Annotated in this window: 20 protein-coding genes and 6 pseudogenes; 7 read left to right on the forward strand and 19 right to left on the reverse strand. The window is 70.2% G+C overall.

Annotation, left to right across the window (positions count from 1 at the left end; genetic code table 11):
- Positions 1-40 precede the first annotated feature (40 nt).
- The 8 genes and pseudogenes from ykgO to QQM72_RS41060 all read right to left on the reverse strand — a co-directional run.
- Positions 41-163, reverse strand: coding sequence for a type B 50S ribosomal protein L36 (gene ykgO / locus QQM72_RS36435; protein WP_020132570.1), 123 nt, complete (start codon positions 161-163; stop codon positions 41-43).
- 35 nt (positions 164-198) lie between these two features.
- Positions 199-462, reverse strand: coding sequence for a type B 50S ribosomal protein L31 (locus QQM72_RS36440; RefSeq protein WP_314225078.1), 264 nt, complete (start codon positions 460-462; stop codon positions 199-201).
- 75 nt (positions 463-537) lie between these two features.
- A complete protein-coding gene (rpmG, locus tag QQM72_RS36445; protein ID WP_314225079.1) occupies positions 538-702 on the reverse strand; it encodes a 50S ribosomal protein L33 in 165 nt (54 codons plus the stop codon).
- 743 nt (positions 703-1445) lie between these two features.
- A pseudogene (locus tag QQM72_RS36450) lies at positions 1446-1691 on the reverse strand (transposase); the annotation flags it as partial.
- Between the two features lie 73 nt (positions 1692-1764).
- Positions 1765-2577, reverse strand: a complete 813-nt coding sequence (locus QQM72_RS36455; RefSeq protein WP_314225080.1) for a C1 family peptidase — start codon at positions 2575-2577, stop codon at positions 1765-1767.
- A 77-nt stretch (positions 2578-2654) separates the two neighbouring features.
- Positions 2655-3434, reverse strand: coding sequence for a hypothetical protein (locus QQM72_RS36460; RefSeq protein WP_314225081.1), 780 nt, complete (start codon positions 3432-3434; stop codon positions 2655-2657).
- Between the two features lie 25 nt (positions 3435-3459).
- Positions 3460-3894 carry a hypothetical protein gene (locus QQM72_RS36465; protein WP_314225082.1) on the reverse strand — a complete coding sequence of 145 codons (435 nt, stop codon included), beginning with the start codon at positions 3892-3894 and terminating at the stop codon, positions 3460-3462.
- A 271-nt stretch (positions 3895-4165) separates the two neighbouring features.
- A pseudogene (locus QQM72_RS41060) lies at positions 4166-4361 on the reverse strand (IS256 family transposase); the annotation flags it as partial.
- Positions 4362-4769: 408 nt separating this feature from the next.
- Here QQM72_RS41060 and QQM72_RS36470 point away from each other — a divergent pair.
- Entirely contained in the window at positions 4770-5063 is a 294-nt protein-coding gene (locus tag QQM72_RS36470) for a hypothetical protein (protein WP_314225083.1), read from the forward strand.
- Between the two features lie 486 nt (positions 5064-5549).
- On the opposite strand, the gene QQM72_RS36475 is transcribed toward QQM72_RS36470, so the two are convergent.
- From QQM72_RS36475 to QQM72_RS36485, 3 genes are all read right to left on the reverse strand, one after another.
- Positions 5550-6374 carry a zinc metalloprotease gene (locus tag QQM72_RS36475; RefSeq protein ID WP_314225084.1) on the reverse strand — a complete coding sequence of 275 codons (825 nt, stop codon included), beginning with the start codon at positions 6372-6374 and terminating at the stop codon, positions 5550-5552.
- Positions 6364-6624 carry a hypothetical protein gene (locus QQM72_RS36480; protein ID WP_314225085.1) on the reverse strand — a complete coding sequence of 87 codons (261 nt, stop codon included), beginning with the start codon at positions 6622-6624 and terminating at the stop codon, positions 6364-6366. The genes QQM72_RS36475 and QQM72_RS36480 overlap by 11 nt, the downstream gene beginning before the upstream one ends.
- A gap of 457 nt (positions 6625-7081) precedes the next feature.
- Positions 7082-7660, reverse strand: coding sequence for a TetR/AcrR family transcriptional regulator (locus QQM72_RS36485; protein ID WP_314225086.1), 579 nt, complete (start codon positions 7658-7660; stop codon positions 7082-7084).
- Positions 7661-7751: 91 nt separating this feature from the next.
- On the opposite strand from QQM72_RS36485, the gene QQM72_RS36490 reads away from it, so the two are divergent.
- Positions 7752-8198, forward strand: a complete 447-nt coding sequence (locus QQM72_RS36490) for a DUF1772 domain-containing protein (protein WP_314225087.1) — start codon at positions 7752-7754, stop codon at positions 8196-8198.
- 300 nt (positions 8199-8498) lie between these two features.
- Here QQM72_RS36490 and QQM72_RS40995 read toward each other — a convergent pair.
- The 6 genes and pseudogenes from QQM72_RS40995 to QQM72_RS36515 all read right to left on the reverse strand — a co-directional run.
- A pseudogene (locus QQM72_RS40995) lies at positions 8499-8650 on the reverse strand (DUF6891 domain-containing protein); the annotation flags it as partial.
- Positions 8651-8655: 5 nt separating this feature from the next.
- Positions 8656-8858 (reverse strand): annotated as a pseudogene (locus QQM72_RS36495) (RNA-guided endonuclease TnpB family protein); the annotation flags it as partial.
- Between the two features lie 212 nt (positions 8859-9070).
- Positions 9071-10297: an MFS transporter gene (locus tag QQM72_RS36500; RefSeq protein ID WP_314225088.1), complete on the reverse strand. Its 1227-nt coding sequence runs from the start codon at positions 10295-10297 to the stop codon at positions 9071-9073.
- A gap of 382 nt (positions 10298-10679) precedes the next feature.
- Positions 10680-10973 (reverse strand): annotated as a pseudogene (locus QQM72_RS36505) (bifunctional 5,10-methylene-tetrahydrofolate dehydrogenase/5,10-methylene-tetrahydrofolate cyclohydrolase); the annotation flags it as partial.
- Positions 10974-11450: 477 nt separating this feature from the next.
- A complete protein-coding gene (locus QQM72_RS36510; RefSeq protein ID WP_314225089.1) occupies positions 11451-11948 on the reverse strand; it encodes a GNAT family N-acetyltransferase in 498 nt (165 codons plus the stop codon).
- Between the two features lie 54 nt (positions 11949-12002).
- Positions 12003-12372 (reverse strand): annotated as a pseudogene (locus QQM72_RS36515) (PPOX class F420-dependent oxidoreductase).
- A gap of 216 nt (positions 12373-12588) precedes the next feature.
- Here QQM72_RS36515 and QQM72_RS36520 point away from each other — a divergent pair.
- From QQM72_RS36520 to QQM72_RS36540, 5 genes are all read left to right on the forward strand, one after another.
- The gene (locus tag QQM72_RS36520) at positions 12589-12951 is read left to right on the forward strand and encodes a MarR family winged helix-turn-helix transcriptional regulator (RefSeq protein ID WP_100599479.1); all 363 of its coding nucleotides are present in this window, start codon (positions 12589-12591) and stop codon (positions 12949-12951) included.
- Positions 12948-14381, forward strand: a complete 1434-nt coding sequence (locus QQM72_RS36525) for an MFS transporter (RefSeq protein WP_314225090.1) — start codon at positions 12948-12950, stop codon at positions 14379-14381. Before QQM72_RS36520 ends, QQM72_RS36525 begins: the two co-directional genes overlap by 4 nt.
- Positions 14382-14414: 33 nt before the next feature.
- Entirely contained in the window at positions 14415-14708 is a 294-nt protein-coding gene (locus tag QQM72_RS36530) for a DUF1330 domain-containing protein (protein WP_314225091.1), read from the forward strand.
- An 88-nt stretch (positions 14709-14796) separates the two neighbouring features.
- On the forward strand, positions 14797-15000 hold the full coding sequence (locus QQM72_RS36535) for a hypothetical protein (protein ID WP_314225092.1): 204 nt from the start codon (positions 14797-14799) through the stop codon (positions 14998-15000).
- 419 nt (positions 15001-15419) lie between these two features.
- Positions 15420-15962: a DUF1707 SHOCT-like domain-containing protein gene (locus tag QQM72_RS36540; protein ID WP_314225093.1), complete on the forward strand. Its 543-nt coding sequence runs from the start codon at positions 15420-15422 to the stop codon at positions 15960-15962.
- Positions 15963-16057: 95 nt separating this feature from the next.
- On the opposite strand, the gene QQM72_RS36545 is transcribed toward QQM72_RS36540, so the two are convergent.
- Positions 16058-16876: an SGNH/GDSL hydrolase family protein gene (locus QQM72_RS36545; protein WP_314225094.1), complete on the reverse strand. Its 819-nt coding sequence runs from the start codon at positions 16874-16876 to the stop codon at positions 16058-16060.
- 257 nt (positions 16877-17133) lie between these two features.
- Positions 17134-17499 carry a hypothetical protein gene (locus QQM72_RS36550; protein ID WP_314225095.1) on the reverse strand — a complete coding sequence of 122 codons (366 nt, stop codon included), beginning with the start codon at positions 17497-17499 and terminating at the stop codon, positions 17134-17136.
- Positions 17500-17508 lie beyond the last annotated feature (9 nt).

The following is a 17508-nucleotide window of genomic DNA, read 5'->3' on the forward strand; positions in this document are numbered from 1 at the left end:
GGCTGCGCGACGTGCGGCCCGGCTGGACGGGCAGGCGCTGTCAGCCTTGGCGGGCCTTGAAGCGGGGGTTCTTCTTGTTGACGACGAAGACCACGCCCCGGCGGCGGACCACCTGGGCCCCCGGTCTGGACTTCAGCGAACGCAGGGACTTACGTACCTTCATGGTCTGCTTCCTCCTGTCGGGACGACGGCCCGTGGTCAGGGCCTGGCCGGGGCCGAGCGCGGGCCGTAGCGGCGCTCGAACCGCTCCACCCGCCCAGCGGTGTCCACGACCCTCGAGGTCCCGGTGTAGAACGGGTGACTCGCCGATGAGATGTCGACATCGATCAGCGGGTAGGTGTTGCCGTCCTCCCACTCGATCGTCCGGGCCGAGACCGCTGTGGAGCGGGTGAGGAAGAGGGCGTTCGCGGCGCGGTCGCGGAAGGCGACCAGCCGGGATTCGGGATGGATGCGGGGCCTCATGGGGTTTCCTTCCTTATGGCCGTCTGCCTTATGGCCGTCTGCCTTATGGCTGTCCGCCCGGGGCGGAAGCGTGGTTCAGCGTTCCTCGCGGAAGGCGACGTGCTTCCCGGCGAGTGCGTCGTACTTGCGCAGGACGAGCCGGTCGGGGTCGTTGCTGCGGTTCTTGCGCGTCACGTAGGTGACGCCGGTCCCGGCCGTCGACTTCAGCGTGACGACGGGACGCATGCTGTTGCGTGCCATGAGGTCCTCCTTTCACCCGCACCCCCGGATTGACCGGAGCATGTCAGGTTCATGCTGTGCAACAACCCCTCCGGCCGTCCCATTCCCGACCGGCACGAAGCCCCAGCGCCGCAGGCCCTTCAGCACGGCTGTCCGCCGCCAGGTCGGCACGGCCTCCGGTGCGCTGCGCATTCGTCTGCCATCGAAGGGCATCAGCGCCGGTCAGGCGATCACGGCAGGGCCCAGTCCCCTGGTCGCCTGTGGATTCGGAACCTGTGCCGCGAACGTTGGCCGATCGCGCTGGAACAGCCCCCTGCTCCTCGTACAACCCTGGGCCCGGGATGGGGGTCTGAGATCGCGAACTTCGTTCCATGCCTGCTCCCGGCGCCCTCACGGCGCGCCGGCGGGCGTCGTCGAACTGGGGCCCGATCTCGCTCAGCACCTGACGAGGGCGCCGGCTCGCCCGGTGACGGCGGACGTGATCACCGCCCAGGGGCCGGAAGCTGCGCAGGCGGTCATGAGTCATGGGCTGACCCTGGCCGAGGGGCAAGGCCTCAAGCGGCCGAACCGCATCACAGCTCGAGGCCATCGCCAAAGACCTGGCCCCTCCGCCGATCCCTCAGCAGGAGAAGCGGCCGGAGACCTCCGCGCCGTTTGCGCTCCCTCTCCTGCGGCGGCGGCAGCCGCCGGCTTCGAGAGGGCGGCCTCCTCGCTCAGCGAGCGGGTGTACTCAGCCCTTGCGCCAGCAGCAGTACGCGCCGCGCGCCGCGGGAGCCGAGTGCATCGAGGGCCGGGCAGTGCAGCCTGGCCCACACCCGCGCCTTCGTCCACTCGGTGAACCGGCGGTGAGCCGTTGCCCCGGACGTCCGAAGGATGCTGCGGGCAGTTGCTGCCACGTGCAGCCCGATGTCGCCACGAACACGATCGCGGCCGGCGTGCCGACGCCGGCCGCCGCTCCGGGGTCGCGACGGAGCCTCCGGCACGACCCGCTGGAACAGAACAACTCCCACAACTCGTCTGGCACCAGCCGCTAGATGACCCCCACCACAGCCGGCAGCCTACCGAACCACTTGAGATGGCTTCCTAGGCGAGCGAGACCCCGTAGGCCTCGGTGAACGCCTGCTGCGCGTACTCCTCCGAGGCGTAGCCGTAGCCGTTGTCGCCCCAGTCCGTGCCCCAGCTGTTCCGCACGATGAAGCGCCGCTGACGGGTGTAGCCGACGAGAGCGACGGCGTGCCCTCCGCGTGCAGTCTCCTGCTTGTAATGGTTCAGTTCACCGTGCGTGGCCCGGGCCTCGTCCCAGGTGCGGTCCACGCTGAGGCGGACCAGGATGGGCCCGCCACCGGAACCGAGCCACCGCCGCCATTCATCCAGGTTGCGGCCGAGATTGAAGTAGGCGGCGATGCGCATCTGTGCCGCCAGGGCGTAGAAGGTCTCGGTGTAGCCGGGGTAGTTGAGCGGAGGCGGCTTGAAGGGGAGCTCCTCGTCCCGCACGACACCGAACCTGCGGGCTATGGCGAGAGCCGCCTTGAGACTGGTGCCGTCTCTCTCGATGAACGTCGTCGGCTGCGTGGTGAATTCGTCCGTTTCCTTGGATGCCATCCACACATAGCGGACCGATAGCGGGTCGTCCCTGCGCAGGCGGTCGGCCTTGGTGAAGTGCCAGCGCAGCGCGGAGTCCGCCGTCGCCCAGCCAACGCATGAGCCTGTGGTGCCCTGGTCTCCGATGTTCCACCAGGGTTCCCGGAGATCGATCTCCTCGGGCAGGGCCGTGTCGGGACTCGCAGCGAGTCCGGCCGCCTGGGCATGTCGCGCTTGCCAGTCGCGTTCGGTGTCCTTGGACGGAATGCAATTGAGGATCCTGTCCTCGGTCCCATGGTTCACGTATTGGTTCACGACGTCTCCTGTCTTCTCCGCTCTCCTCGTTACCGAGGAGAGCGATTCCGGTCGGATGTTGACGGCTGTGCCTGCGGTCAGCTCGGGACCAGCGTCAGACAGATGTCGTCGTCGTGCTTGGCGAAGAAGCCGAACTGGCTCATGTCGGGAGGAGGCCCGGGGAGGAGATAGACATCCGCGAAGTTCCGCGAGGAGAACAGCGCCAGTTGGGACTCGATCGCGGACGTGAGACTGCTCTTCGCCCCGTGAAGTCCGGGTGCGATTCCGTCGTAGACCGAACCAGAGAATACTCCTGATTCCACCCACACGTGTGACCAACGGGCGTAGCCGTGCAGTTTGCCGCCGGACAGGTAGAACTCGACATCGTACTTGACGTTGGCGGAATAGTCCGGCCATGACGGGACCGATACGGTCAGGTTCTGATCGATCGTCATGAAGACTCTCGATGGATCGTAATCAGGAAAGAACGTCCCGTACACCCGCGGTCCACCCACCCGCGAAAGCCGGGTTCCTGCCGTCTGTGCGTCGAACAGGGAGGTGAAGGCGGAACCCACCTGTTGCCCCAGCGGTACCACGATGTCGTTCGGTTCCCTCGCGACGATCAGGGAGCTGGACACAACATCATTGAAAGCGCCACCGAAGTACGACCACCACGAGCTGGCCCCGTTCTCCACGTTGAGCGCGGCGAACCGACCGTCGAAGTTGATGTGCTCGAATGCCCACGCATTCCCACGGTTCCCCTGCCCCCAAGCACGCATGGAGGAGAACACATCATTTGTAGCGCCCCACCTGTTCCAGTAGTACCTGAAGTTCCCGGAGTCCGACGTCTTCGAAAGCCCCTGGAAGTCTCTGTCCACCCACAGTGTGCATACAACGGACATGCTAGTAACCTCCGCCTTGCGCGCCGTCACTGTTGCGGCTGAGCGTTACGTAGTCCTCCTGGCCGCCGAAGATCTGCGCCAGGACCGCAGGACGCAGTTCGTCGAGTTCCGCCTGCGACAGGAAGGGCTCTGTGGCGATCCACGCCTGGAGTAGCTCCGCTTTCGAATCAGCGCTGTCCGGGGCCCCCGCTGCCCGTTGCCTCAGTTCCTGCGCCAGGCTCTCTGCCTCGTTCTCGGCGGTCAGCACACCCCGCGAACCGATCCAGTGCCCGTCGGCCGCCGTGACGGAATCCTTCGGCGGTGCTTCCGAGGAGGACGAACCCTGCGTCGGCTCGACCCCCTTGACCAGCAGTTCGGCCGAACAGCGCATCCCTGCTTCCTCGAGTCGCCTGATTTCCTCACCCAGCTTCGCCGAGTAGTTCAAGTTTTCACCCATCGGAATCACTCCGAGTGTGTTGGAATTTCGCCCTTGCCGGGCGCAAGCCCCCATACGCCAGTGGCATAGGCCTGAAGTAAGTGCCTATGACACAAGCCTGACACCAGGGCGGATGGTCTGCAAATTTTGGGCTGATTACATTTTGAACCAGATTTCCGCGCACATGACTGGCAATCAGGAAGGTCAAACCAAGGCCTGGATAAGCCCAAATGGACTTAAATTCCGACCGGGCTCGTTGAGCTATTTCAGCGTGTCTCCAGGGGCCGGCCGGTCGCTCGCGGCGGTAGCCGTTGCCGACCACCGGACGCCGACCTGCCTTGCCGCACCGATCGGCCAACTCAGCTGTGCAGGCGTCGGCTTCGGCATCCAGCGCGGCGGTCAGTATCCGCCCTCGCCCCGTCGCGGACGATGTCGTCCATCAGGGAGCCGGTCTCGGTGGAACCGTCGGCATTCACCACGCTGAACACGGGCGTGCCTTCCGCGCCGACGGTGCAACGTCGGCCGACGCGATGACCAGAAGTCGGCCACTCGGGTACGCCCTTCGCGTCCGGCCCGAGGCCGATCCACACGTCATGAGCATTGTTCGGCGAGGACATCATTTGGGAGTCACACGAAGAGACACCGGCCTGTTGGGTTCCTATAATTGGAGGCGAGGCAGGCTCGCCGTTCAGCGGTGGAACGCGCGGCGCAGCGGCTGCTCGGCCAACTGCTCGGTCATTGGAAGCACTCGGGTGCTCAGACGGCGCTCACTCTCGGGCGGAGCGCGCTGGGGGCCATGCTCAGAGATTGCGCAGTGGACCCATGCCTGCGTGAGCCGATGGCCCGGAATTCCGACGTACGAGCTGTCTCCCGGCCTTTCACGAAGGGATATTCACATGTATGCGCACTGGGGCACGTTCACCAAGCCGGCGTCTCTCGGTACTGGCCTGAGCTTCGCGGAGCAAGCGATGCGGAAACACGGCCTTGAGCTCTGGGACCTGTCCGGCGACGGCGACTACCAAGTGATGGGCGGGACGGGTGACGTGATCGCCACGGTGGTCTGCGTCCCGCAGTCGGGGAATCTGTGGATCACGGTGAGCGCGTACTCGACCGACTCCGGGCTTGCCGAGCGCACCAGAAACGACATTCGTGCGGACATCGTCAGCGCGGTCCTGTTCGACGACGGCTGAGACAGCTTTGCCCGACCGGCATCAGCAGTCGCAGGAGCATCGCCGCGGGAACTGAGCTCGGGATCAGCCGGTCGAGATCCGTCGCCGAAGCGCCGCCTGTCCCTGACCGGATGACCGGACGGTCTCCCCCCTGATCACACACTCGCCGCCTGGGAGGCAACGGCATGCGTCGATGCCTCCCAGGCGGCGGACGCTTCGGCCGGCGACCGGATGGTGAGCAGGTCTGCCGGGGCCCGGGGGGGGTGTGCCAGGGCCGGGGGGGTGACGGCCAGTTCCTGAGTGACGACGCCGGATCGTCGCACGCGAGGCCGCGGAGGAGTCGTTCAGCGCCTTGCTCAGGTCAAGGACGATGGCTGAGGGGTGGGCCCGCCAGGGGTGCGACGAGAGCCCCGACAGGCGAGCCGCTCGGCAGCTCGCCTGTCGGGGCTCCTGTCCAGCCGCTGCCGGCCGACCCGCCCGGCAGCGGCTGAGCTCGGCCCCGTCCCGTCAGGCCGCGAGGAGGTTGAAGCGGGACAGCGGAGGCCCGTAGACGCTCTGGGCGCCCACGCGGTCGAGCTCGGAGATGGCGAGCTCAGGTGACCCGACGCCGCCGCAGAAGTAGTGCATGACCGACTGCGGGTCGTACTGCGTGAGGTCCACTGTGCCGTCTGTGGGTTCGTCGGGGCAGATGGCAGGCGCGCCGGAGCGGATGTGTTCGTGGCGGAAGCCGATGGCGTGGCCCAGTTCGTGCCGCAGCACGCCCACCCGGTCGAAGCTCGTGCTGTGGTACGACGGATCGATGAACACCCGCCTGCGGTTTTCGGGGTCGTTGGGGAAGAAGGCCGCGGCGATGAACTGGCCTCCTGTGTCGAGGTGCCGTACGGGGAAGACGACTTCGGGCGGGTGCAGCGAATCGCTTTCGTCCAGGGTCACGACATGTTCGAACTGCACGCCGCAGGTCGCGGCCCAGTCGTCGGTGGCGCGCAGCATGTTCTCCACGACTGCCGTGTACCACTCAGCCTGCGGGAAGGTCTTCCGCAGGACGCAGTACTTCAGCACCGTGCCCGGATCCCAGCGGACGATCTTCCCGTCCTGGACGATGCCGAGGAGCGCGCTGCTCGGCTGCCCGTTCACGCCTGTGCGTCCGGCGACGCTGCCGACTCCCTTCTCGGCCAGAAGCCGGGCGGCGTCGCGCTGTACACGCAGCGCTTTCTGTGTCTCCGTGTAGACGTCCAGTTCGTCGGGGTCGAGCAGCAGATCGCCTTCCGCCCGGTAGAACAGCTGGCCGTCGATGATAATTTCGGGATGCCGCACTCCGGATTCACTCGTCATTTTCCGTTCCCCTTTTCAACAAGCCTGGCCGGAACAGCCTTATCCACTCGACTATCATCTGGTCACGGTCCATGAGCTGGTCACCTCGCGCGATCCAGAAGGACTCGGCATCCACCTCGACAAGAGGAAAGCCTTCGTTCCAGGCAATGAATTCCGGCAGCGACTCGACGGACTCGCGCAGCCCTGAATTCCTGTCCAACAGTCGGCTTTCCCACGTCTGTTGTCCGCCTGCGCCGTCTCCGTCGGACACTTTCCGCTCCCGGAAGAACTGTGATGCCGCCCGCGGACGCGAGAAACGCATGGATGCGGACGGATGCCGGTATGGCTGCACTTCTCTCCCGCACCTCGACCGGAGGTTCTGCGGTCGGCCGCACCAAGAAGTTGACGCACGAACCAGCCTGCGGCTGCAAAGTCGGGTTCGTCGCACACATTCGCAATCGCGGCCTTGCTCAAGAATACGCCTGGCCTTGCGCTTCCGCACGGGTGCTCTGCCGTCAACACCGGACAGAGCAGGTTTCGTTGCGGGGCGCGATGGGGCTGATGCGCGATCCGCGGAAGATCTGTGCGTGCCACGGTGCGGCGGTTCTTGCGGGCTGCCGCCCTTGGGCGTGGCCGTCAACTCGCCTGCTGCGCCGAGCAGAAGCGATGGCCGTGGGCGGGCAGCGGGGGCGGAGGGCCCCGGCTGCCCGGACGGTGCGTCCGACCATTCAGACCACGGCGAGCCGGTCCACCAGCAGTTCCACCCTCCGCGTGGCGTCCTCCGGCAGCAGCCGTCCTGCCCGGGCCAGGGTCGCAAGGCCGTGCAGGGACGCCCAGAACACCTCGGTGAACAGCCCCGGGTGGACGCCGTCCCCGGCGACCTCGCCCAGGCTCTCCAGCAGCGCGGCGAAGGCGTCCTTGAGAGGTTGCGGGGTGTCCTCCCGCGCGAAGGCCAGGCCGCCGTCGAGCCGGAACAGGGCGTCGTAGACCGCCGGGTTGCCTGCGGCGAAGTCGAGGTAGGCGCGGGCGAGCGCGGCGACCCGCTCGCGCGGGCCGTCCGCGGCGGAGGCCGCGGCCCGCACCGCCGCGGCCAGTTCGGCAGCACCCTCCAGAGCGACGGCGCCGATGATCTCCCGCTTGCCTCGGAAGTGGCTGTAGAGGACGGGCTGGCTGTACTCGATGCGCTCGGCGAGCCGGCGCGTGGTGACCGCGTCCCAGCCCTGCCGCTCGGCGAGTTCGCGGGCTGTCGCCACGATGAGGCGCTCGCGCTCCGCCCGTTCGCGCTGCTTGCGTTCCTGTACCGACATGAATTGATCCTAGCACCGCTAGACAATCGAGCGGCAGCAGTACTAGCGTTGCATCATCACCTAGCAACGCTAGATTCCGGGAGGGGTCATCATGCTCAACGCACTCGAGGTCTTCACCACCGTGATCGTCGGCGTGATGGTGGGGGTGGAGTTCTCCGTCGCCTTCGTCATCAATCCGATCCTCAACGCACTCCCCGGGGACAGCGGCCAACTCGGCCACGCCCACGGGGGCCGGATACTCGGCGCCGTGATGCCGTTCTGGTACATCGGCTCGCTCGTCCTCGTCGCGTTCTGGGCCATCGCCGGATGGCACCACCACCGCACCGGCCTCGTCGTCACCGCCGGCGCGCTGCTGGCCCTCAGCGTGATCATGTCGCTCCTGCTGCTCGTCCCGATCAACAACCGGAACAAGACGTGGACCCCGGACAACCGGCCCGCCGACTGGAAGGAGCAGATGAACCGCTGGGCCCGCTTCCACTACGTCCGCGTCGCCGTCATCATCGCCGCCTTCGCCCTGCTGGTCGCCGCTCTCACCTGAGCCCGCGGGCCGAGACCGCGCAGGCGGCGCGCACTCCCCTGCTCCGCAAGGCGGTGGCGGGCCACCGGAATCCGGCCCCCTCCGTGGGACGCGCCGGCGGCTCTTCGCCCTGATGAGCACCCTCGACGGGCGACTCACGTGTACCGAAAGGCACGGGGACCGTTCCGCCACTACGGCCTCGACACCAAGCAGCCACGCGTCGGCCGCACCGCCCCCCGACGTGGCGCTTCGAGGACGGCAGCCGCCGCACGGGGGGCCTGCGCCGCGGCCACAGCGACCCTGACGCTCCGGGAACGATCTCTAACCGACCAGGCGGCGGCGCCACTCCAGGGGCGTGACGGTGATGGCTCGGGGTCACGGTCCCAGTCGGCCCGGAGACCGGCTGCTTCCAGGGCGGCCACGGCCTCGTGGCCGATGGCCGCGGTGGTATCGGCCGAGCCGTCGAAGCATCCGGGGTCAGGCCGACGTCGATACCGACCGCGTTCGCGTTGGCGGGCAGCGGCTGGACAGTCGCGTCTTCGGCGAGCAGGGACACGAACCAGCGCCCGGCCGGCCCCTGCGACACGGTCACCGTCGACGGCGCCACGTCCTGGGGCAGGGGACGCGACCACACGATGTCCAGGGCTCGGACATCTTGGCCAAGGTCAGCTTCCCGTCACGCGGATCGTTGTGGGGGAACACCGGTCCGCCCTGGCAGCGAACCGCCCTTCCCCTGCCCTGCTCCGCAGGAGTCCGCTTCCTCCCGGTGACGGGCAACCGGGGCTGGACCTCCTGCCCCACGGCCCAGTGGGCCAGGACTCGTGGGCCAGGACTCGTGGGCCAGGACTCGCTGCGGCCTCGTGGCCCGGTACCGCGCCACCGTGCACGCGTTGTCAGGCCGTCGGGATCTGCCGGGCCTCGGCCGGGGTTTCGGCCGGGGTTTCGGCTGCCGATGACGTGATCAGTTCGGAGGGCCCGCTCCCGCGGTCGGTGAGGCCTGCGAGAAGGGCGAGGGCCAGGCCGGCCGCGGCAAGGGTCGCGCCGACCAGGGCGGGCGAGGCCCAGCCCCAGCCGGCCGAGATGGCCAGGCCGCCGAGCCAGGCGCCGCCGGCGTTGGCCAGGTTGAAGGCGGAGTGGTTGGAGGCCGCCGCCATCGTCGGGGCGTTCTTCGCCTTGGCCATGAGCAGCATCTGCACCGGGGTGGTGACCAGCGCGCCCATCGCGCCCATGAAGGCGAGTGTCACCAGGGCGGGAACGGTGCTGTGGACCGTGAAGTAGAACGTCACGAGCGACGCGCCCAGCAGCGCCAGCCCTCCGTACAGCGTCGGGCGCAGGGCACGGTCGGTCAGCGGGCCCGCGATGAGCGTGCCCAGTGTCATTCCGGCGCCGTAGAGCGCGAGGACCCAGGTCGTCGAGGAGTCGGCGAGGCCCGTCAGATGGGTCAGGATCGGCACCAGGTAGCTGTAGACGGCGAAGAAACCGCCGAATCCCACGACGGCGGTGGCCAGGCCGAGGGCGACCTGCCTGTTGCCCATGGCGCGCAGTTCGTGCCGGATGCCGGCCTGGTTGCTGCGGGGCTGGTGGGGGACGAAGGCGGCCAGCGCGGCCAGCGCGACGAGGCCGATCACGGCGACGGCGCAGTAGGCGTAGCGCCAGCCCAGTTGCTGTCCGAGAGCCGTGCCGGCCGGGACGCCGATGATGTTGGCGATGGTGAGTCCGAGGAACATCCTCGACACGGCCCGCCCGGCGCGTTCGGGGGCGACCAGCCGGGAGGCCACGACGGCGCCCACGCCGAACAGTGCTCCGTGGGGCAGGCCCGCCAGGAAGCGTGCGGCGAACAGCAGGCCGAAGCCGGGTGCGAGGGCGGACGCGACGTTGCCGATGACGAACAGGGCGGACAGCAGGAGCAGCAGTCGTTTGTGGGCGATGCGCGCGCCGATGCCCGTCAGGAGCGGGGCGCCGACGACGACGCCGAGCGCGTAGGCGGAGACGATGTTGCCGGCGTGCGGAACGGACACGCCGACCCCGTCGGCGATCTGGGGCAGCAGCCCCATCGTGGCGAACTCGGTCGTACCGATACCGAACGCGACGAGGGCAAGGGCCAGCAGGGCCAGTGGCATGGAGCGGAGGTACCTTTCGCGGGCGGCGGTCCGGATCGTGGCGGAGCAGGCGGGACCACGGGGTGTCCTGCTCCTGTGGCCAGTCGCGCCGGCCACCGTTGCCCGGTGCGCCCCCCAGGGCAGGGAAGGCCCACAAGCAGTGCAGCGGTGGCGCATGCCCACGCATTCCAAGATCGGCCGACAGGAATTATGGCCTCCCTCACACCGGCTCCGGGCTTCGCGGTCGTCGGCGTCTCGTTCGCCAGGCACGGACGGCCCCCGCGCGACGCCGGTGCCGGCGTCGCGCGGGGGCCGCTTGTGGCTGCTGCGGCCGCCGGTTGAGGATCCGGGCGGCTCTGGCAGACGGCGGGAGAGCGGGCGGGTGCGTGCCCCGGGGGAAGGGTCAGTGGTGCGCGATGCCGAGTCGGCCCGCGGCGGCGTCGACGGTCTGGGCGGGCAGGACGGCGATGGTCATCGGGCCGACGCCGCCGGGCACCGGGGTGATCAGGCGGGCTCGGGTGAGGGCGGTGTCGAAGTCCACGTCGCCCATGTTGCCCGGGTTGTAGCCGGCGTCGATCACCACCGCGCCGGGCTTGATGTCCTCGCCCCGGATCAGCCGGGGCCGTCCCACGGGCGCCACCACGACGTCGGCTTCCCGGACGATGTCCGGCTGGTCCGCCGGGCGGGAGTGGCAGTAGACGCGCAGCCTGCTCACACCGGTCGATGTCCTGTGTTGGAAGGCGACTTGCCGGGGCCCTCCGGCTCGTTGCCGGGGCCAGGGGCGGGGGTGGGGGCGGGGGGGTGTGGTCGTGAAGGGGCGGTCGCCTTCGCGGCGAAAGGCTCTGCGGGGCTTCAGCCGGACGATCGTCCCCGCAGGCAATAGGTGAGGCCCGGGGACACTGTCCCCCTCACGACCACGTCCTGCACAACACCCGCCACCACAGCGGCATTCCCGCCCCCCTCAACCGGCCGCACGGAAGGCCGGGCGGGCTCCCGTCCCGGTTCGGGGGATGCACGAAACGGGAGCCCTGCTGTCGTCTTCCCTGCCGGGCGGGCGTACGGATGCGGCAGGCGCCGCGCGGTCTGCACGACGGGCGGCGCGGTCTTGCGCGTTCGGCGCGGGTGGCGGCGTCCGGTCTGCCGGTGGCACGGGGCGCCCTGTGGCGGTGGTCTCTCACACGGTGCGCTCCATGCAGACCAGCCGGTCCCGGCTCTCCCACGGCTCGGCGACGGTGAAGCCGAACCGTTCGTACAGGGCGATGGCACCCGTCCGCCATTCCCACACCGACAGCCGTACCGTGCCGACGCTGTTCTTTGCGGCGTGCGCGAGCGCGGCGCCGATCAGGGCGGACGCGATGCCGCGGCCGCGGAACGCCGGGTCCGTCCAGAGTCTTTTGATCTCCGAGCGTCCGCCCGCGGGGGCGGTCAGGACGAGGCAGCCCGCGGCCGTGTCACCGCTCAGGGCCATCAGCACGGTGTCGTCGGCGAACGCGGCCCGCGGGTTGAGGATTTCCGTCCGGTAGCGGTCCGGCAGCGCGTCCGCGTCGGCGACCGGGTGGCCCTTCTCGGCCTGCGTCCGCAGGTGGTAGGCCGCCAGCAGCTCGGCCGGCCGGGCCGCCGCAGGGCTCTGACCTGGCCAGCGGACGATGACAACCCCGTGTCGATCGGTCATTGCGCCAGCATCACACGAGCCCTGCCCGTGCCTCGGGAGGGGTGGGTGCTGCGGCTAGCTCCCGAGGCCCCAGCTGTGGATCCGCCCGGGGTGGACGCGGATCACCTCCTCGCTGAAGTGCGGGCCCAACTCGTGCGGGCCGATGAGGAGTTCGGCCTCTCCTCGGATGTCCACGCCGCGCACGGTCCAGGGCCGCAGGCTCACGACGTCGTCCACGACGAGCGCGGCCTTCGGGTTCTTGCGCAGGTTGCGCCACTTCTTCGTCCGTCCCATGGCGAATCCGCCGATCAGGGATCGTGCCGTCTTCTCGCAGGAAGAACCCCACGGGATTGGCCTGCGGCTGCCCCGACGGGTCGACCGTCGCGAGGCGCCCCAGCCGCTGCGACATCAGGTACGCACGTTCGGTCGCGCTGAATTCGGTCATGGCAGCAGCCAGACATGTTCCCGGCCGCGCGCACATCGGGTCACCGACCAAGGGGCGCGCCGCCCGCGCCAGTCGGACCATTTCCATAAACTATGAATATAAAAGCGCTATGCTTCGAGCATGAGTCGTCAAGACACCGCTCCTGGCGCGTCCGCCGCCATCGGGGCAGCCCTCTACGGCCTGGCCACCAGGGCCGCGAGACGCCTGCCCCGGGACATGAGCCTGACGTCCGCCGCCACCCTGGCCACCCTGGACCGGACCGGCCCGCGGCGCATCACCGATCTGGCCGCGGTCGAGGGCGTCACCCAGCCCGCGATGACCGCCCTGGTCCGGGTGATGGAGGAGTCCGGCCTGGTCGAGCGGCGGGGCGACGCGTCCGACAAGCGGGTCACGCTGGTGTGCCTGACCGAGGCCGGCGCCTCCTATGCCCGGACGCGGCGCCAGGCGGGCGTCCACGCGTTCGAGCGGTTGATCGGCGAGCTCACCGGCGACGAGGTCGAGGCGCTGGTGGCGGCCCTTCCGGCGCTGAAGCATCTGGCAGAGCTCGAAAGCCAGGACCGCGAAGGGCCGAAGCAGTGACCGGGCAGCCGGTCGGCGGGGTCGCGGTGAAGGCGTTGCCGGTGGCGCGTTCCGAGGCGCGGCTGCTGGTCCCCGCCCTGATGTTCATCGCTCTGGTCGTGGCGGCGGTCGCCAGCCTCGGGACGCCGCTCGTCACCAGCGTGGCGACCTCGTTCCACGTCTCGCTCGGCAGCGCGCAGTGGACGCTGACCGTCGCGCTGCTCAGCGGCGCCGTCGCCACGCCGGTCCTGGGCCGGCTCGGAGCCGGCCCGCACCGGCGGGCCACGATCCTCGCCACGCTGGCGGTCGTCGTCGCCGGCAGCGCGCTCACCGTGCTGCCGCTGCCGTTCGCGTGGCTGCTGGCCGGCAGGGCGGCCCAGGGCGTCGGGCTCGGGCTGACGGCGCTGATGATGGGCGTGGCCCGGGACCACCTCCCCGAGGAGCGCAGCGCGGCCGTGATCGCCCTGATCTCGGTGGTCTCGATCATCGGGGCCGGCGTCGGCTACCCGCTGGCCGCACTGCTCGCCGAGCTCGGCGGGGTACGGGCCGCCTACGGCCTCGGCCTGGTCGTCACCGCCGCCGCCCTCCTGACCGCGTGGCGCTCCATGCCCGAAGCCCCCGAAGGCCGGCTGGCCCACGTGGACGTGGCAGGCGCGGTCGTCCTGGCCGCCGCGCTGCTCCTGGTGCTGTTCCTCGCCGGCGAACGGAATCTGTGGAGCCGGCACCTCGCCGTGGCGGCGGGCCTCGCCGTCGTCGCGGTGGTGCTGCTCTGCGTCTGGGCCCTCATCGAGCTGCGCAGCACGACGCCCCTGGTCGACGTGCGGGCGGTGCGGCACCCGGCGGTCGCCGGGGCGAACCTCGCCATGTTCGTGGGCGGGATCGGCATGTACCTCCTGCTCACGCTCATCACCCGGTACGCGCAGACGCCGCACGGCGCCGGCTACGGCTTCGGGCTGACGACCTTCGTCGCCGGGCTGGTCCTCATCCCGTTCTCGGTGCTGGGGTTCGTCGCCGGCAAGCTCACGCCGCGGCTCCGGACGCGGATCGCCGACCCCCTGCTCCTGGCCGGCAGCGCCGTCGTGGTCGGCGGCGGGTTCGCCCTGTTCGCGGCGGCCCGGTCGGACCCGGCCGAACTGTTCGCGGCGATGGGCGTGCTCGGCTTCGGCGTCGGCGGTTTCTCGGCCGCGATGCCCGGCGTCATCCTGGCCGTCACCCCCAAGAGCGAGACGTCGAGCGCCATGAGCTTCCACTACGTCGTCCGCAGCGTCGGGTACTCCCTGGGCAGCGCCATCGGCGGTCTGATCCTCGCCGCGGGCACCGGCCCCGGCCGTCTCTTCCCCGACGACAGCGCCTACACCACCGCGGCGCTGGTCGGCATCGGCGCCATGGCGATCACGACGCTTGCAAGCCTCGCTCTCGCCCGCCGACGCTCGTGCGAGACCAACCCGTAAGTCAGATGCACTCATCCCAACACTGGAGGTTCCATGCCCAAGGGCTACTGGGTCAGCGCCTACCGCACCATTTCAGACCCTGAGAAGCTGGCTGCCTACAACAAGCTGGCCGCTCCGGCCGTCAAGGCCGGGGGCGGTCGGACCTTCGCCCGTGGCGGTCGGGTCGTGGCGCATGACGCCGGAATCGCCGAGCGCACCGTCCTGATCGAGTTCGACAGCTTCGAGCAGGCCGTCGCGGCGCACGAGAGTGCGGCCTACCAGGAGGCGCTGGTCGCCCTCTCCGACGGCGTCGAGCGCGACTTCCGCATCGTCGAAGGCATCGACTGACCGAGGTCCAGCCGGAGCTTCACTGAAGGCAGCAGGATTCCGGGGTGTACCGGCCCGCTCCCGTCATCCCTGCGAGGGCCCCGGCCCGTTGCCGGACGCCGTGCGGCACGCGCTGGTCCGCGCGCTGGCCGGCGCCGATCCCGCGGAACCGGTCGCCCGGGCCCGGGTGATCGGCGCACAGCAGGGCGGGCCTGCCGGGAGCGGCCGGCACGACAGCCTGCTTCGCGGCATCCTGCTGCTGGTCCTCGACCGGCTCGACGACTACCGCGAAGCGCATTTCGCCGGCCGATGACCCGCCGGCGGACCGGCGGCCGCACGAGGGCCTGGCCTGGCTGCCCGGTGGCCCCCGCTGCTGAACAGTGCGCGTGCTCTGCTGAACAGTGCGCGTGATCGGATGCCGCGGCGTACGGCTGAGGCAACGTCGGCTGATGTGCCGTCGGCTGATGTGCCGTCGCCTCCGGCGTGTCGTCATCTCTGACGCGTCGTCGGCTGGCGTGTTCGTCGGCTGGCGTGTCGTCGGCTGGCGTGTCGTCGGCTGGCGTGTCGTCGGCTGACGCGGTGTCCGCCGGCGGGCCGCCGTACGGTCCGCGAGGTGCGGCGGGTCGTGGCCGGAGGGCGCCGGGCCGTTCGGCCGGAGGCTGCCGGTGTCCGGGGGTACGGCGGGGCGCACCGGCCGTGTGCGCGTCGCCGGGCCGGCAGTAGGGTGCGAGGGTGACCGCTCTGCCGGACGACCGGCCGCCGCTGATCGGCGAAGAGGACCGCGACACGGCCGTGCGGCGCCTGCGGGAGGCGTACGCCGAAGGTCACCTCTCGCACGAGGAGCTGGACGAACGCCTGCACCGGGTGCTCACCGTCACCACGCACGGCGAGCTCGTGGCGGCGCTGGCCTCGGTGCCGGAGGAGGATGCGGGCACGACGTCCACGATCGCCGCGGCCGGCGGACGGATCAAGCGCGGCGGGGCATGGCGGGTACCTCGGTTCCTCAAGGTCGAGTCCGCGTTCGCACGGGTGCGTCTGGACCTGTCGCGGGCGGTCGTCGAGCATCCGGTGGTCGACATCGAGCTGCAGCTCGGCACCGGCGGGGCGAAGATCACGGTGCCGCGCGACGCGATCGTCGAGTACGAGGATCTGCACACCGGGTGGAAGGACACGCGGTACAGGGCCCCGCGTGGTTCCCGCTCCGGCGGGCCGAGGTTCCGGATCTCCGGGGCCATGGGGTTCGGACGGCTGAAGATCCGCCACGCACGGCGTTGAGGTCCCTCACGCGATGGTGTTGAGGTTCCCTCACGCGATGGTGTCGAGGTTCCGTCGGGTGCCAGGCCTGCGCCGGTGTGACGCCCGCGCTGTTCCTATGGGGATGGGCGTTGCCCGGTGTCCGCCGCGGAGTCGGGCGTGGCATGCACGGGCAGGAGCCGGGGGCGTTTCGCGGTGCGGCCGTCGCCGGAGGACCGGCCGCGCAGACGGCGTCCGAGCCAGGGGCCGAGGTGTGCGGCCGCCCAGCGCAGTTCGGCTGCTGCGGCCTGCCGGCCCGCGGGAACCCTCTGTGGCGGGAGGGGAAGTGTCCAGGCGTCGTCGCTTCCGGGCAGGCGGACGGCTTGGGCGAGGGCTGCGGCGATCCGTTCGTGGCCGAGGGCGCTTGCGTGGAGTCGGTCCGCGGTCCACAGCCGGGGGTCGGTGGTGACGGCCTGCCGGCCGGTTTCGGCGACCGTGACCCCGTGACGGGCGGCCGCGGCGCGGATGCGGGTGTTGAGGTCGAACACGCGGGACCTGACGGGCCGGGCAAGGGGCGCGATCTTCGCGACGTCGGGGAAGGTCAGTGTCACGACGTGGGTCCCGGCATCCGTGAGCGCGGCGAACATCTCTTCCAGGTGCCCGGCCACCTCTGCGGCGCCGTACCGCGGCCGGAGCAGGTCGTTGACTCCGGCGACGACGGTGGCCAGGTCGGGGCGCAGGGCCAGGGCAGGCCCCAGCTGTTCCGTGCGGACCTGTCCGGCGGTATGTCCGCGTACGGCCAGATTGGCGTACCTGAGCCCGGGGTTGAGGGCGGCGAGGTGCTCGGCGAACCGGTCGGCGAAGCCGCGCAGGCCGACGGTGTCGTCGCCGTCGCCCAGCCCTTCGGTCTGGCTGTCGCCCAGGGCGACGTAGCGCAGGTATTCACCGCTCGGCATGTGCCGTCCGCCTTTCCCGCGGGACGGTTGCGATCCGCGGGCACCGGTCCCGGTGGCCTCTTCGTCCGCGTCGCCGCGCAGTTGCGGCGGCCTCTTCGCCTCGTCCGCCACTCATCATACTCAACAAAATGACTAATCGTATCCTTGGGTGATGGGAGGTCAGGGGTGCCCGAGGCCGGCAACCTGGCCGCCGTCACCTGCTGAACGCTTCCGTGTCGCCGTGGAGACGGGCCGACCCGCCGCACCGGGCGACCTGTTCACCGCGGGCCTGCGCCTGCGGTGTCCGCGACGCCGTCCTCGCCTCGGTGGGTCGCCGGCCGGTCGTCGGGGCGTCGGTGGCGGTCCCGGCCGGTCGTCGGGGCGTCGGGGTCCTGGGCGGCGTACACCGCGAGGAAGGCGGCGAGTGCGTGCACCGTTGCGCCGGTCGGGCCGAGGGCGGGCAGCGGGGCGCTGTGGCGCAGTCCGGCCGACAGCCTGCCGTGGGTGCGCAGCGCGGCGGCCGCCAGGGGGTCGCGCCGCGGGCGGTGGGCGTGGCCGGGGCCGGTGCCTGCCATGGAGCGGGCCTCGGCCCCGGCCCGGGAGGTGATCTCGGCTGTCCGTTCGTGTGTCGTGGGGGTCGCCATGGCGGCACT

Source organism: Streptomyces zaehneri, from assembly GCF_032248645.1.
GTDB classification, from domain to species: Bacteria; Actinomycetota; Actinomycetes; order Streptomycetales; family Streptomycetaceae; genus Streptomyces; species Streptomyces coriariae.

Coding starts and splice junctions, on each gene's coding strand:
- ykgO (WP_020132570.1), bottom strand. CDS start 163: ATGAAGGTACGTAAGTCCCTGCGTTCGCTGAAGTCCAGACCGGGGGCC.
- QQM72_RS36440 (WP_314225078.1), bottom strand. CDS start 462: ATGAGGCCCCGCATCCATCCCGAATCCCGGCTGGTCGCCTTCCGCGAC.
- rpmG (WP_314225079.1), bottom strand. CDS start 702: ATGGCACGCAACAGCATGCGTCCCGTCGTCACGCTGAAGTCGACGGCC.
- QQM72_RS36465 (WP_314225082.1), bottom strand. CDS start 3,894: ATGGGTGAAAACTTGAACTACTCGGCGAAGCTGGGTGAGGAAATCAGG.
- QQM72_RS36470 (WP_314225083.1), top strand. CDS start 4,770: ATGTATGCGCACTGGGGCACGTTCACCAAGCCGGCGTCTCTCGGTACT.
- QQM72_RS36475 (WP_314225084.1), bottom strand. CDS start 6,374: ATGACGAGTGAATCCGGAGTGCGGCATCCCGAAATTATCATCGACGGC.
- QQM72_RS36485 (WP_314225086.1), bottom strand. CDS start 7,660: ATGTCGGTACAGGAACGCAAGCAGCGCGAACGGGCGGAGCGCGAGCGC.
- QQM72_RS36490 (WP_314225087.1), top strand. CDS start 7,752: ATGCTCAACGCACTCGAGGTCTTCACCACCGTGATCGTCGGCGTGATG.
- QQM72_RS36500 (WP_314225088.1), bottom strand. CDS start 10,297: ATGCCACTGGCCCTGCTGGCCCTTGCCCTCGTCGCGTTCGGTATCGGT.
- QQM72_RS36510 (WP_314225089.1), bottom strand. CDS start 11,948: ATGACCGATCGACACGGGGTTGTCATCGTCCGCTGGCCAGGTCAGAGC.
- QQM72_RS36520 (WP_100599479.1), top strand. CDS start 12,589: ATGAGCCTGACGTCCGCCGCCACCCTGGCCACCCTGGACCGGACCGGC.
- QQM72_RS36530 (WP_314225091.1), top strand. CDS start 14,415: ATGCCCAAGGGCTACTGGGTCAGCGCCTACCGCACCATTTCAGACCCT.
- QQM72_RS36545 (WP_314225094.1), bottom strand. CDS start 16,876: ATGCCGAGCGGTGAATACCTGCGCTACGTCGCCCTGGGCGACAGCCAG.
- QQM72_RS36550 (WP_314225095.1), bottom strand. CDS start 17,499: ATGGCGACCCCCACGACACACGAACGGACAGCCGAGATCACCTCCCGG.